We start from the raw sequence: 14,040 nt of genomic DNA on the forward strand, positions 1-14,040 counted from the left end.
ACAGCGAAGACAGCGAGGACACAGCCTGATGACCGAGCCACACGCACCGGACGCCGTGCGGGACGTCTACATCGTCGACGCGGTACGGACCCCGGTCGGCAAATACGGCGGCGCGCTGGCCGGGATGCGCCCCGACGACCTCGCCGCCCATGTGGTGCGCGCCCTGGTGGACCGCACCCCGGAGCTCGATCCGGCGCGGATCGACGACGTCTACTTCGGCGACGCCAACGGCGCGGGCGAGGACAACCGCAACGTCGCGCGGATGGCCGTGCTGCTGTCCGGGCTGCCGGCCAGTGTCCCCGGGGTGACCGTCAACCGGCTGTGCGGGTCCGGGCTGGAGGCGGTCATCCAGGCGGCCCGCGCCGTCGCGCACGGCGACGCGGAGATCGCGGTGGCCGGCGGTGTGGAGTCGATGAGCCGGGCGCCGTACGTACTGCGCAAGCCGGACCGGGCCTTCCCCGCGGGCCACCAGGAGATGTTCTCCTCGACGCTGGGCTGGCGGATGGTCAATCCGCGGATGGCGCCGGAGTGGACGGTCCCGCTGGGCGAGGGCGCCGAGCTGATCGCCGACAAGCACGGCATCACCCGCGAACAGCAGGACGTGTTCGCGCTGGCCAGCCACCAGAAGGCGGTCCGGGCCTGGGCGGCGGGCGACTACGACGCGGAGGTCGTGCCGGTGCCGGGGGCGGAACTGGCGCGCGACGAGACCGTCCGGGAGAACTCCTCGCTGGAGGCGCTCTCCAGGCTGAAGCCGGCGTTCCGCAGCGAGGGCGGCACGGTCACCGCCGGCAACTCCTCGCCGCTCAACGACGGCGCGGCGGCGCTGCTGCTGGTCAGCGAGGAGGGGCTGCGGGCCACCGGACGGGAGCCGCTGGCCCGGGTACGGGCGAGCGCGGTGACCGGTATCGAGCCGCAGCTGTTCGGGCTCGGCCCGGTGGAGGCGGTCCGACGGGCGCTGGAGCGGGCCGGGCGGGGCTTCGGCGATCTGGCGGTCTGCGAGCTGAACGAGGCGTTCGCGGCCCAGGCGCTGGGCTGCCTCGCCCAGTGGCCGGATCTCGACCCCACCGTGGTCAATCCACGCGGCGGCGCCATCGCCATCGGGCACCCGCTGGGCGCCTCCGGGGCCCGGCTCGCCGGCGCGGTGGCCCACCAACTCGCCGCACAGGGTTCGGGCACCGGGCTGGCGGCACTGTGCATCGGGGTGGGGCAGGGGCTGGCGATGGTGCTGGAGCGCTAGGTGTATTGCCCTGTGAGGTTGGGGACGCGGCTGGCGGGTGGTTGGCCTGCGAGTGCGGTGTGTCCGCGGTGGTGATTGTAGGTGTGTAGCCATTGTGGGAAGGCTTCGCGTCGTTCGGTTTCCGAGCGGTAGGGGCGGGCGTAGGCCCATTCGTCGAGCAGGGTGCGGTTGAGGCGTTCGACTTTGCCGTTGGTCTGGGGTCGGTAGGGCCGGGTGCGCTTGTGGGTGATCCCGGCCGCTGCCAGCGCGTCCCGCCAGTCGTGTGAGCGGTAGCAGGAGCCGTTGTCGGTCAGGACCCGCTCGACGGTGATCCCTGCCTGGGTGAAGAACGCCTGGGCGCGTTGCCAGAAGGCGGTGGCGGTCTCTTTGCGCTCGTCGGTGTGGATCTCGCTGTAGGCGAGGCGGGAGTGGTCGTCGACGGCGGTGTGGATGTAGCTGTAGCCGGCGTTCGAGCGGGTCTTGCGGCCTGCTTGCCGGCCGAGCGCCTTGTGGCCGCCGCCGTCGGGAATGTTGCCGAGCTTCTTGATGTCCACGTGCACCAACTCTCCTGGTCGTTCACGCTCGTAGCGGCGTATCGCACGGCCGGTGGCACGGTCGAGGTGGGACAGGCGGGCCAGACCGAAGCGGGTCAGGACGCGGTGCACGGTGGACGGCACCAGGTGGAGCAGGCCCGCGATGCGGGCGGGGCCCCACCGGCGCAGGAGGCGGACCTTGATGATCCGCCGTTCGGTGCGGGTCGGGGTTCGTCCCGGGCTGCGGTGCGGGCGGCTGGAGTGGTCGGCCATGCCCGCCTCGCCGAGCTGACGGTAGCGGTCTGCCCATCGCTGGGCCGTGGTCGGGGAGACCTGGAAACGTTCGGCTGCCCTGCGCAGGGGCCAGCCGTCCTCGACCACACAGCGGGCCAGGCGCAGGCGTCCGGTCTCGGTCAGGGGTGCATTACGGTGGGGCATGAGGGCCTTTCTGTCGGTGTAGACGTCGCAATCCACACCGAACCGGAAGGCCCTCACCCGTTCAAGATCCCCCAGCCGAGACCTGGCTCACCCGTCCACAACCTCCCCGGACAGAACAGCTAGGGCGCTTCTGATGGATCTCCGTGGAAGAAGGAGCGGCGCCTGGTGCGTGCGATCGCAAGGCGCCGGGATGTCTTCATAGCGGAGCTATGGGGGCATTTCGGCAACGCCGCGAGCGTGCGTGGCAGGCGCCGCGACGCCGCGGAGATCCATCAGAAGCGCCCTAGGTCGCTCTGTCGACCTGGGCGGCCCGTCGGGAGGTCGGGGTTCGGTCGTCCGGCGGGCGCGCGCCGCCGCCATGGGGCACACTCGTTCATCAATCAACTGTCCCGGTGCTCACGGAGGTTGGCGCGATGGCCCTGCTCGATCCCAAGGACTGGCTCTCCCTGCACGGCGACCCCGCCGAGGCGGTGGAGCCCGCGACGGGCGAGGTGCTGGCCACCCTGATGCTGGCCGCGCCCACCGACGTCACGGACGCCGCTGCCACGGCCGCCGCGGCACAGCGGGACTGGGCGCGCAGGCCGTACCCGGAGCGGGCCGCGGTGCTGCGCCGGGCCGGCGATCTGCTCCAGCAGCACGCCGCGGAGATCGGCGAGTGGATCGTCCGGGAGGCCGGCAGCGTCCGCGGCAAGGCCGAGTTCGAACTGCGCACCGCGGCCGAGGAGTGCTACGAGGCCGCCGCGCTCGCGCACCGTCCGCTCGGCCAGGTGCTGCCCTCGGGGGCGCCGCGGCTGTCGTACACCACCCGGGTGCCGGCCGGCGTGGTCGGGGTGATCGCGCCGTTCAACGTCCCGCTGATCCTCGCCGTCCGGTCCGTCGCGCCGGCCCTGGCGCTGGGCAACGCCGTGGTGCTCAAGCCCGATCCGCGCACCGCGGTGTGCGGCGGGCACGTCCTCGCGGCGGTCTTCGCCGAGGCCGGCCTGCCGGAGGGGCTGTTGCACGTGCTGCCCGGCGGCGCGGACGTCGGGCGATCGCTGGTGGCGGACCCGCGGGTACGGGTCGTCTCCTTCACCGGCTCGACCGCGGCCGGCCGCAGCGTCGGCGCGCTGGCCGCGCAGCACCTCAAGCGGGCCCATCTGGAACTGGGCGGCAACAGCGCGTTCCTGGTGCTGGAGGACGCCGACCTGGACGCCGCGATGTCCACCGCCGCCTGGGCGTCGTTCTTCCATCAGGGACAGGTCTGCATGACGGCGGGCCGCCATCTCGTCCATGCCTCGCGCTACGAGGAGTACGTGGCGCGGCTGGCGGCGAAGGCGGACGCGCTGACCGTCGGGGACCCGTTCCGCGCGCAGGTCCACCTCGGCCCGGTCATCGACCGCGGACAGCTGTGCAAGATCGATGCGCTGGTCCGGGAGAGCGCCGCCGCGGGCGTGCGGATCGCCGCCGGCGGCACCCATCACGGGCTGTTCTACCGGCCGACGGTCCTCGCCGACGCGGACCCGGACGCCACCGGGCCCGGCTCGGTGGGCGCGTCCCCCGCCTACTGCGAGGAGGTGTTCGGCCCGGTGGCCCCGGTCCGCGCCTTCCGGACCCTCGACGAGGCGGTGGCGCTGGCCAACGAGTCGTCCTACGGGCTGGCGCTGGGCGTCGTCACCCGCGACGCGGCCCGCGCCCTGGAGCTGGCCGACCGGATCCCCACCGGTCTGCTGCACATCAACGACCAGACCGTCAACGACGAGCCGGTGGCCGCCTTCGGCGGACTGGCGGACTCCGGTACCGGCTCCCGCTTCGGCGGCGAGGCCAACCTCGACGCGTTCACCGAGACCCGCTGGACCACGGTGCGCGCCACCCCGGCCGCCTACCCCTTCTGAGCCGGCCCGCGCGGTCCGCTCGGGAACCGCCGGTGCCGCGCGACGGACCGGAGCACGGCGATCATGGAACGGACCGGAGCGCGCGGAAACGAACCGGACGCCGGCGAAGAGCGACAACGGACGAAAGGAAACGGGGATGGCGACGCCGGAGCGGCTGGTGGTCATCGGCGGCGATGCGGCGGGGATGGCCGCCGCCTCACAGGCCCGCCGCCACAAGGGGCCCGAGGCACTGGCCGTCACGGCCTTCGAACGCGGCCACTTCACCTCGTACTCGGCCTGCGGCATCCCGTACTGGGTGGGCGGCGTGGTGGACGGCCCGGACGCACTGATCGCCCGCACCGCCGAGGAGCACCGGGCCCGGGACATCGACCTGCGGCTGCGCACCGAGGTCACCGAGATCGACCTGGACCGGGGCCGGGTGCGCAGCCGGGACCTGGCGGACGGCGGCCGGGAGGCGTGGACCGGCTTCGACAAGCTGGTGGTGGCGACCGGGGCGCGCCCGGTGCGCCCGCCGCTGCCGGGGATCGACGCACCGGGCGTGTACGGGGTGCAGACGCTGGACGACGGACAGCGTCTGCTGTACGGCCTGCGCGGCGCACCGGGCCGGCGGGCGGTGGTGATCGGCGCCGGGTACATCGGCGTGGAGATGGCCGAGGCGCTGGTCCACCGCGGCTTCCAGGTCACGGTCCTGGACCAGGGCGCGCAGCCGATGTCCACCCTCGACCCGGACATGGGGGCGCTGGTGCGCACCGCGATGTGCGGGATGGGCATCGAGGTGGTGACCGGTGCGCGGGTCACCGGGGTGCTGACCGACGATGACGAGGGCCGGGCCCGGGCGGTGGCCACGGAGGACGCCGAGTACCCGGCCGACGTGGTCGTGCTGGGGTTGGGCGTCCGCCCGGAGACCGCCCTGGCCGAGGCGGCCGGGCTGCCGCTGGGCGCGTCCGGGGGGCTGCGCACCGATCTGGCGCTGCGGGTGGCCGGCCAGGAGCACGTCTGGGCGGGCGGGGACTGCGTCGAGGTGCGCGACCTGGTCACCGGGGAGCACCGGCACATCGCGCTGGGCACCCACGCCAACAAGCACGGCCAGGTGATCGGCGCCAATGTGGCCGGCGGCTACGCGACCTTCCCTGGTGTCGTCGGCACGGCCGTCAGCAAGGTCTGCGACCTGGAGATCGCCCGCACCGGGCTGCTGGAGAGCCAGGCCCGGGCGGCGGGGCTGCAGTTCGTCACCGTCACCATCGAGTCGACCAGCCGCGCGGGCTACTACCCCGAAGCCCGCCCGATGCACGTGAAGATGCTCGCCGAGCGGCGCACCGGGCGGCTGCTGGGGGTGCAGATCGTCGGGCGGGAAGGCGCCGCGAAGCGGGTGGACATCGCCGCGGTGGCGCTCACCGCGGGGATGACGGTGGAGCAGATGACCGCCCTGGACCTGGGGTACGCCCCGCCTTTCTCGCCGGTCTGGGACCCGGTCCTGGTGGCGGCCCGCAAGGCGGACGCGGCGGTGCGGGCGGCCGGGAGCACCGGCCCGCGTTAGCCGGGGGTGGGCCCACCCCCGGCTCGGCCGCTCAGCGCGCGGTCTGCGTGTGGACGTACTCGACGAGGCGGGTCAGCGCCTCCGGGTCGGTGTTGGGGAGCACGCCGTGGCCGAGGTTGAAGACGTGACCGGGGAGGCCGGCGGCGGCGTCGAGGACCTCGCGGGCCTTGGTCTCGACGGCCTCGCGGGGGGCGAAGAGCACGGCCGGGTCGAGGTTGCCCTGGAGCGCCTTGCCGGGGCCGACCCGGCGGACCGCCTCGTCCATCGGGACCCGCCAGTCGACGCCGACCACGTCCGCGCCGGCCTCGCCCAGCAGGCCGAGGAGCTCGCCGGTGCCGGCGCCGAAGTGGATCCGCGGGACGCCGTAGCCGGCGACGGCGTCGAAGACCTTGGCGGAGGCCGGCATCACCGCGCGCCGGTAGTCGGCCGGGGAGAGCGCGCCGACCCAGGAGTCGAAGAGCTGCACCGCGCTCGCGCCGGCCTCGATCTGGACCTTGAGGAAGGCGGTGGTGATGTCCGCGAGCCGGTCGAGCAGGTCGGCCCACAGCTGCGGGTCGCCGTACATCAGGGCCTTGGTGTGCTCGTGGTTGCGGGACGGGCCGCCCTCGACGAGGTAGCTGGCGAGGGTGAACGGGGCGCCGGCGAAGCCGATCAGCGGGGTGGCGCCCAGCTCGCGGGTGAGCATGCCGATGGCCTCGGTGACGTAGGAGACGTCACCGGGCTCCAGGGCGCGCAGCTGCTCCAGGTCGGCGCGGCTGCGGATGGGGTTCTCGACGACCGGGCCGATGCCGGGCTTGATGTCGAGGTCGACGCCGATGGCCTTCAGGGGCACCACGATGTCGCTGTAGTAGATCGCGGCGTCCACGCCGTGCCGGCGCACCGGCTGCAGCGTGATCTCGGTGACCAGCTCGGGCCGCGTGCAGGAGTCCAGCATCGCGATGCCCTCGCGGACCTTGCGGTACTCGGGGAGCGAACGACCGGCCTGGCGCATGAACCACACCGGCGTGTGCGGCACCGGCTCGCGCCGGCACGCCCTGAGGAAAGCCGAGTCGTACGTCGCGGTCTGCTGCTGGCCCGCAAGGGCATCGTTGGCGCTCACGCGGCAAATCTTCGCATGCGCCCGACGGCACCTCCGAATGGGCGACGCGCGCACCGGGTGTCCTCCGCGTATGAGCGGCGTCTTCCGCCTACCCTTCCGGGCATGGCTGCGGCTCAAGAACACCTCGCGGACAGCGCGGACGAGACCCCGATCCCCTTCCGTCAGGCGGTCGAGGCGCTTCGCGCGGCACGACTGCGGCCGGAGATCGAGACCGACCCGACACCCGCACCCAAACGCCTCGCCCCGTACGCCTACGCGCTGGAGGCCGCGGTCGTCGAACGCGGGGCGGGGCCGGACGGCGAGGACCGGGACCTGGCGGACGGCCGGCTGGTGGTGCTCCATCAGCCGGCCGGCGACGAGACCTGGCAGGGCACGTTCCGGGTGGTGACGCTGGCCCGCGCGGAACTGGAGCCGGAGATGGGCGCCGACCCGCTGCTGCCCGAAGTCTCGTGGTCCTGGCTGACCGGGGCACTGGAGGCGCGCGGGGTGCAGTACGGCGCGCCGAGCGGCACGGTCACCCGGGCCGGGTCCTACTACTTCGGCGGGCTCGCGGCACGGGAGCCGGCGACCCAGATCGAGATCCGGGCCTCATGGACACCGGCCGAGGGGCCGGGCGGGGTGCCCGATCTCGCGGCGCACCTGTCGGCGTGGTGCGATCTGCTGTGCCAGGTGGCGGGGCTGCCGCCGGCCCCGGTCGACCCGGCGCCGCGCGGCGGGGTGGTGGCGCTGCCGCAGCGCCGCGGCCCGCAGGCCCGCTGAGGAGTCGTCCGCCCAGTCCGTACGACGGCGAGGTGCCGCACGCCCGGGATGTCCGGAAGTGCGGCACCTCGCCGTTTCCGTACGCCTGTGATCACCTCGGTGTGCACTCCATGCTCACCTTGATCGCTCACGCATCCGATTTGCCCGAATTGCCCCTAACTAAATCGTGATCAAACTCTAAAGTCCTGCCGGATTGCTGCCGAAGAGGTCAGTGACCCTTCAAACACGGATCATTCCGGCTTTCCCCAGCCGGCTTCCGTCCCCGCCACTCCCCAGGAGGCCCGGTGTCAGTTCTCCTTGAGCAGCCTTCAAGCCTGGTCGCCTACCGCCCGAACAAGCCGACCGCCATGGTCGTCGTGGCCGACCCTCGCGTCCGCTCCACCGTCACCCGTCACCTGTGGGCCCTCGGCGTACGTGACGTGATCGAGGCGTCGTCCATCGCGGAGGCCCGCCCCCGCGTCGGCAACCCACGCGACATCTGCGTGGCCGACGTCCACCTTCCCGACGGCTCCGGCCTGACCCTGCTGTCCGAGACGCGGGCGGCCGGCTGGCCCAACGGCCTCGCGCTGTCCGCCGCCGACGACATCGGCGCCGTGCGCAACGCCCTCGCCGGCGGCGTCAAGGGCTACGTCGTCACCGGCACCCGCACCAACCTGGGCCTGCCGGGCCGGCCGGGCGCCGCGCCGATCGGCGCCAACGCGGCCCGGATGCAGCGCCGCCCGCCGGGCGCACCGGGCCACCCCGGCGGCTACCGCGAGCTGTCGGGGCGCGAGGTGGAGGTGTTGCGGCTGGTGGCGGAGGGCCAGTCCAACAAGGCCATCGGGGTGTCGATGGGGCTGTCGGCGCTGACCGTCAAGAGCCACCTCGCCCGGATCGCGCGCAAGCTCGGCACCGGCGACCGCGCCGGGATGGTGGCGGTCGCGCTGCGCACCGGCATCATCCACTGAACCCCGCTTCCCGACCCTTCTCGCCCGTCGAGGGAACATTCCCCCGACGGGCGACGTGCATACACAGATACCCTTGACTGGTGACCGACGCCCAAAAGACCGCAGCAGACACGACACTGCGAGCACCCGGAGAATCGCCTCCGGATTCCCGACCGGCGCCGGAACCCCTACTGGAACCCCGCGAGGGCATTCCCCCGGTGACCGCCACATCCGAGGCGCTCGCCGAGGTCGTCGCCGCCTTCCAGGCCGGTCGCGGTCCGGTCGCCGTGGACGCCGAGCGCGCCTCCGGCTACCGCTACGGCCAGCGCGCCTACCTGGTCCAGCTGCGCCGCGAGGGCGCCGGCAGCGTGTTGATCGACCCGGTCGGCTGCCCCGATCTCTCCGCCCTCGGCGGGACGATCCGCGACACCGAGTGGGTGCTGCACGCCGCCACCCAGGATCTGCCCTGTCTGCGCGACATAGGGATGGTCCCCACCAAGCTGTTCGACACCGAGCTGGCCGGGCGACTGGCCGGCTTCGCCCGGGTCGGCCTGGGCGCCATGGTCGAGAACGTCCTCGGCTACGCCCTGGAGAAGGGCCACTCCGCCGTCGACTGGTCCACCCGCCCGCTGCCCGATCCGTGGCTGCGCTACGCCGCGCTCGACGTCGAGCTGCTGGTGGACCTGCGGGACGCGCTGGAGGAGGAGCTGGACCGCCAGGGAAAGCTGGAGTGGGCCCGGCAGGAGTTCGCGGCCATCGCCACCGCTCCCCCGCCGCCGCCCCGCAAGGACCCCTGGCGCCGCACGTCCGGCATGCACAAGGTGCGCCGGCGCCGGCAGATGGCGGTCGTACGGGAGCTGTGGACGCTGCGCGACCAGGTCGCCCAGCGGCGCGACGTCTCCCCCGGCAAGGTGCTCGGCGACGCCGCGATCATCGAGGCCGCGCTCCAACTCCCGCCCAACACCCACGCGCTGGCCGCGCTGTCCGGGTTCGGGCACCGGATGGGCCGGCGCCAGCTGGAGCAGTGGCAGGCCGCCGTGGACCGTGCCCGGGCGCTGCCGGAGAACGAGCTTCCGCAGCCCGGCCAGCCGTTCAACGGCCCGCCGCCGCCCCGCTCGTGGGCCGACAAGGACCCGGCCGCCGCCGCCCGGCTGTCGGCCGCCCGCACGGCGGTGACCACGCTCGCCGAGCAGCTGAACCTCCCCCAGGAGAACCTCATCACCCCGGACACCGTCCGCAGGCTCTGCTGGGAGCCGCCGGCCGGCCCGACCCCGGAGACGGTCGCCGAAGTCCTGGCCGGACACGGCGCCCGTCCCTGGCAGATCGAGCTGGTCGCACCGCTCCTCACCGAGGCCCTGCTGGCAGGCGGCTCCTGACCGGGCCCCGCGACACCACCGACGGCCCCGGCCGCGCAGCACCGCGCGGCCGGGGCCGTCCGCGTTCCCGGCGGCCTTCGCATCCGCGACACCCGGAGGGTTCCGGCCACCGGGCGGTGTGACGTTCGCCGCTCCGGGCGAGGGGGGTGTGCAGCTTGGTTACCCGTAAGTAGCATGGGCGTGTGACGCGTCCTCCGGGGCGCGCTTGCAGCAGTGCCATCCCGCACCTGGAGGAGAGCCAACGTGCCTCGTACCGCTAGGGACGTCGTCTTCGTCGACGGCGTCCGCACCCCGTTCGGCAAGGCGGGCCCGAAGGGCATTTACCACGAGACCCGCGCCGACGACCTGGTCGTCAAGTGCATCCGGGAGCTGCTGCGCCGCAACCCGGACCTGGACCCGGCCCGGATCGACGAGGTCGCCCTCGCCGCCACCACCCAGATCGGCGACCAGGGCCTGACCCTGGGCCGCACCGCCGCCATCCTGGCGGGGCTGCCGAAGTCCGTGCCCGGTTTCTCCGTCGACCGGATGTGTGCCGGCGCGATGACCGCGGTGACCAGCGTCGCCGGCGGGGTGGCCTTCGGCGCGTACGACGTCGCCGTGGCCGGCGGTGTCGAGCACATGGGCCGGCACCCGATGGGCGAGGGCGTGGACCCCAACCCGCGCTTCGTGTCGGAGAAGCTGGTCGACCAGTCCGCGCTCTTCATGGGCATGACGGCGGAGAACCTCCACGACCGGCTGCCGCACCTCACCAAGCAGCGCGCCGACGAGTACGCGGTGCGCAGCCAGGAGAAGGCCGCGAAGGCGTACGCCGACGGCAAGATCCAGGCCGACCTGGTGCCGATCTCGGTGCGCCGCACCTCCCCCGAGGGCGGCGAGACGGGCTGGGGCCTGGCCACCGCCGACGAGCCGATGCGCCCGGGCACCACGCTGGAGAACCTGTCGGGTCTGAAGACCCCGTTCCGCCCGCACGGCCGGGTGACCGCGGGCAACGCCGCCGGCCTCAACGACGGCGCCACCGCCTCGCTGATCGCCGCCGAGGACGTGGCCCGCGAGCTGGGCCTGCCCGTCAAGATGCGCCTGGTGGACTACGCCTTCGCGGGCGTCGAGCCCGAGGTGATGGGCATCGGCCCGGTCCCGGCGACCGAGAAGGCGCTGGCCAAGGCCGGTCTGACGATCGACGACATCGGCCTGTTCGAGATCAACGAGGCGTTCGCCGTCCAGGTGCTCTCGCTGCTCGACCACTACGGCATCGCCGACGACGACCCGCGGGTCAACCAGTACGGCGGCGCGATCGCCTTCGGTCACCCGCTGGCGTCGTCCGGCGTGCGTCTGATGACGCAGCTGGCGCGGCAGTTCGAAGAGCAGCCCGAGGTCCGCTACGGCCTCACCACCATGTGCGTCGGCTTCGGCATGGGCGGCACGGTCATCTGGGAAAACCCGCACTGGGAGGGCAAGTGAGCACCACCGCTGAACTGTTGAAGGGTGCGGCCGAGCTGTTCCCGGACGAGGTCGTGACGCAGGCGCACGTGCGCCACCTCGACCTCCCCAAGGGCGCGGGCCGGTTCGCGCTCATCACGCTGGACAACGGCCTGGACCACACCAAGCCGACCACCTTCGGCCCGCAGTCGCTGGCGAACCTCAACGTCGCGATCGACCAGGTCGAGAAGGAGGCCGCGGACGGCGAGATCGTCGGCGCCGGCATCACCGGCAAGCCGTTCATCTTCGCCGTGGGCGCCGACCTCAAGGGCGTCGAGCTGCTCAAGCGCCACGAGGACGCGCTGGCCATCGGCAAGGGCGGCCACGACGTCTTCAAGCGGCTGTCGGCGCTGGCCGTGCCGACCTTCGCGTACTACAACGGCGCCGCGATGGGCGGCGGTGTCGAGGTCGGTCTGCACTGCACCTACCGCACCGTCTCCAAGGCGCTGCCGGCGTTCTCGCTGCCCGAGGTCTTCCTCGGCCTGGTCCCCGGCTGGGGCGGCTGCGCGCTGCTGCCGAACCTCATCGGCGCGGACCGCGCGGTGAGCGTGATCATCGAGAACTCGCTCAACCAGAACAAGCAGCTCAAGGGCGAGCAGGTCTTCGACCTGGGCATCGCGGACGCGCTCTTCGAGGGCGCGGACTTCCTGGAGCGGTCGCTGGACTGGACCGCCGCCGTGCTCAAGGGCGAGACCGAGGTCGCCCGTCCCGAGATCGACCGCGGCGAGGCGTGGGACGCCGCCGTGCAGCGCGGCACGGCGATCGCGGACAGCAAGGTGCACGGCGCGGCCCCGGCCGCCTACCGCGCGCTGGAGATCATCGCGGCCGCCAAGAACGCGGGCTCCGCCCGCGAGGGCTTCGACGCCGAGACGCTGTTTGATCTTGAAAACGTGGCGCTCGCCGACCTCATCATGGGCGGCGAGCTGCGCTCCGGCATCTACGCGTTCAACCTGGTGCAGAAGCGCGCCAAGCGCCCGGCCGGCGCGCCGGACAAGTCGCTGGCGCGGCCGGTCACCAAGGTGGGCGTCGTCGGCGCCGGCCTGATGGCCTCCCAGCTGGCGCTGCTGTTCGCCCGCCGCCTGGAGGTCCCGGTCGTCCTCACCGACATCGACCAGGCGCGGATCGACAAGGGCGTGGAGTACGTCCACGGCGAGATCGACAAGCTGCTGCTCAAGGGCCGGGTCAACCAGGACAAGGCGAACCGCCTCAAGGGCCTGGTCAGCGGCCACCTCGACAAGGCCGCGGCGTTCGGCGACGCGGACTTCGTCATCGAGGCCGTCTTCGAGGAGATGGGCGTCAAGCAGCAGGTGTTCGCCGAGGTCGAGGCGGTGGTGCCGGAGCACGCCATCCTCGCCACCAACACCTCCTCGCTGTCGGTCACCGAGATGGCCTCGAAGCTGAAGCACCCCGAGCGGGTCGTGGGCTTCCACTTCTTCAACCCGGTCGCGATCCTGCCGCTGCTGGAGATCGTCCGGGCGGAGAAGACCGACGACGCGTCGCTGGCCACCGCCTTCGCGGTCGCCAAGTCGCTGAAGAAGACGGCCGTGCTGGTGAAGGACGCCCCGGCGTTCGTCGTCAACCGCATCCTGACCCGCTTCATGGGCGAGATCCAGAACGTCATCGACGAGGGCACCCCGGTCGAGGTCGCCGAGAAGGCGGTCGAGCCCCTGGGCCTGCCGATGTCGCCGCTGGTCCTGCTGGAGCTGGTCGGCCCGGCGATCGGCCTGCACGTCTCCGAGACGCTGCACGGCGCCTTCCCGGAGCGCTTCACGGTCTCCCCGAACCTCAAGGCCGTCGTCGAGGCCGGCAAGCGCGGCTTCTACGTCTACGACTCCGGCAAGCCGGAGCTGGACCCGGAGGTCGCCGCGCTGCTCAAGCAGGGCGACGCGGTGCTGACCGAGGAGCAGGTCCGCGACCGGGTGCTGGACGCCGTCGCGCAGGAGATCCGGCTGATGCTGGACGAGGGCGTGGTGGCCGAGGCGCAGGACATCGACCTGTGCCTGATCACCGGCGCCGGCTGGCCCTTCCACCTGGGCGGCATCACGCCGTACCTGGACCGTGAGGGCGTCTCCGAGCGGGTGACGGGCCGGAAGTTCCTGGCCCCGGGCGTCGCGAGCGTTCCCGCGTAAGGGACTCCCGCCCCACGGAAGTTGGCGCGCGGACCGGCTGGGTGGAGCCGGTCCGCGCGCCTTTCGCGTGCGGCGGGCGGGGCCGCCGGCGGTGCCGTCCGTGGCAGGCTGACGGCATGGATTCCTTGGTCGTTGTCGATGCCGCGAACGTCGTCGGCTCGGTGCCCGACGGCTGGTGGCGGGACCGGCGCGGCGCGGCCGAGCGGCTGCGGGACGCGCTGCCCGGCTGTGCCGAGGCGGGCCTGCCGGGGCTGGTCGAACCACCGCTGGAACTGCTGCTGGTGGTGGAGGGCGCCGCGCGCGGGGTGGCGTCGGTGCCGGGTGTGCGGGTGGTGTCGGCGGACGGCAGCGGCGACGACGCGATCGTGCGGCTGGTCGCCGAAGAGGGCGCGGGACGGGACTGCCTGGTGGTCACCGCGGACCGCGGGCTGCGCACACGCGTACAGGCGCTGGGCGCCCGCGTGACGGGCCCGCGGGCGGTGTGGGGCGGCAGGGGGCGGAGCGGGGCTCCGTAGCCGCCGAGAGCGGCGCCTGCGGCCGCCCGGGCAGGTACGCGCCGGGCGGCGGGCGGAGCGGTGCGAACCCCCGGGCCGGGTCGGGCCGCGCTAGGGCCTGTCCGATGGGTCAGGGTCGGCAAGGCCGCGGCGTCTGGTGCGGTGCATCGCAAGGCGCCGGAGCGG

Annotated in this window: 11 protein-coding genes; 9 read left to right on the plus strand and 2 right to left on the minus strand. The window is 73.2% G+C overall.

Annotated features, from left to right (window positions below; translation table 11 throughout):
* The first annotated feature begins 28 nt into the window (after positions 1–28).
* A complete protein-coding gene (locus SNOUR_RS11240) occupies positions 29–1,237 on the plus strand; it encodes a thiolase family protein (RefSeq protein WP_067346172.1) in 1,209 nt (402 codons plus the stop codon).
* Here SNOUR_RS11240 and SNOUR_RS11245 read toward each other — a convergent pair.
* Positions 1,234–2,187, minus strand: a complete 954-nt coding sequence (locus SNOUR_RS11245; protein ID WP_067358055.1) for an IS481 family transposase — start codon at positions 2,185–2,187, stop codon at positions 1,234–1,236. The genes SNOUR_RS11240 and SNOUR_RS11245 overlap by 4 nt on opposite strands.
* Before the next feature lie 413 nt (positions 2,188–2,600).
* Between SNOUR_RS11245 and SNOUR_RS11250 the strand changes: the two genes are divergently transcribed.
* Positions 2,601–4,058 carry an aldehyde dehydrogenase family protein gene (locus tag SNOUR_RS11250; RefSeq protein ID WP_067346173.1) on the plus strand — a complete coding sequence of 486 codons (1,458 nt, stop codon included), beginning with the start codon at positions 2,601–2,603 and terminating at the stop codon, positions 4,056–4,058.
* A gap of 136 nt (positions 4,059–4,194) precedes the next feature.
* Positions 4,195–5,595 (plus strand): FAD-dependent oxidoreductase, encoded by a 1,401-nt coding sequence (locus SNOUR_RS11255; RefSeq protein WP_067346175.1) that lies wholly within the window; start codon positions 4,195–4,197, stop codon positions 5,593–5,595.
* Positions 5,596–5,626: 31 nt separating this feature from the next.
* Here the strand turns inward: SNOUR_RS11255 and hemE are convergent, their stop codons facing one another.
* Positions 5,627–6,694 (minus strand): uroporphyrinogen decarboxylase, encoded by a 1,068-nt coding sequence (hemE, locus tag SNOUR_RS11260; protein WP_067346177.1) that lies wholly within the window; start codon positions 6,692–6,694, stop codon positions 5,627–5,629.
* Positions 6,695–6,796: 102 nt separating this feature from the next.
* Here hemE and SNOUR_RS11265 point away from each other — a divergent pair, with 102 nt between their 5' ends.
* The 6 genes from SNOUR_RS11265 to SNOUR_RS11290 all read left to right on the plus strand — a co-directional run bounded on the left by SNOUR_RS11265 (position 6,797) and on the right by SNOUR_RS11290 (position 13,875).
* Positions 6,797–7,453, plus strand: coding sequence for a DUF3000 domain-containing protein (locus tag SNOUR_RS11265; RefSeq protein ID WP_067346180.1), 657 nt, complete (start codon positions 6,797–6,799; stop codon positions 7,451–7,453).
* Between the two features lie 284 nt (positions 7,454–7,737).
* Complete coding sequence (locus SNOUR_RS11270; RefSeq protein ID WP_016573641.1) at positions 7,738–8,400, plus strand: response regulator transcription factor; 663 nt, start codon at positions 7,738–7,740, stop codon at positions 8,398–8,400.
* Between the two features lie 80 nt (positions 8,401–8,480).
* Positions 8,481–9,755, plus strand: a complete 1,275-nt coding sequence (locus SNOUR_RS11275; RefSeq protein WP_079142526.1) for an HRDC domain-containing protein — start codon at positions 8,481–8,483, stop codon at positions 9,753–9,755.
* A gap of 243 nt (positions 9,756–9,998) precedes the next feature.
* Positions 9,999–11,213, plus strand: coding sequence for a thiolase family protein (locus SNOUR_RS11280; protein ID WP_067346184.1), 1,215 nt, complete (start codon positions 9,999–10,001; stop codon positions 11,211–11,213).
* Positions 11,210–13,360 carry a 3-hydroxyacyl-CoA dehydrogenase NAD-binding domain-containing protein gene (locus SNOUR_RS11285; protein ID WP_067346186.1) on the plus strand — a complete coding sequence of 717 codons (2,151 nt, stop codon included), beginning with the start codon at positions 11,210–11,212 and terminating at the stop codon, positions 13,358–13,360. The genes SNOUR_RS11280 and SNOUR_RS11285 overlap by 4 nt, the downstream gene beginning before the upstream one ends.
* Before the next feature lie 116 nt (positions 13,361–13,476).
* Positions 13,477–13,875 carry a PIN domain-containing protein gene (locus SNOUR_RS11290; protein WP_067346188.1) on the plus strand — a complete coding sequence of 133 codons (399 nt, stop codon included), beginning with the start codon at positions 13,477–13,479 and terminating at the stop codon, positions 13,873–13,875.
* Positions 13,876–14,040: the final 165 nt, after the last annotated feature.

It is taken from the genome of Streptomyces noursei ATCC 11455, assembly GCF_001704275.1.
Classification (GTDB): Bacteria; Actinomycetota; Actinomycetes; order Streptomycetales; family Streptomycetaceae; genus Streptomyces; species Streptomyces noursei.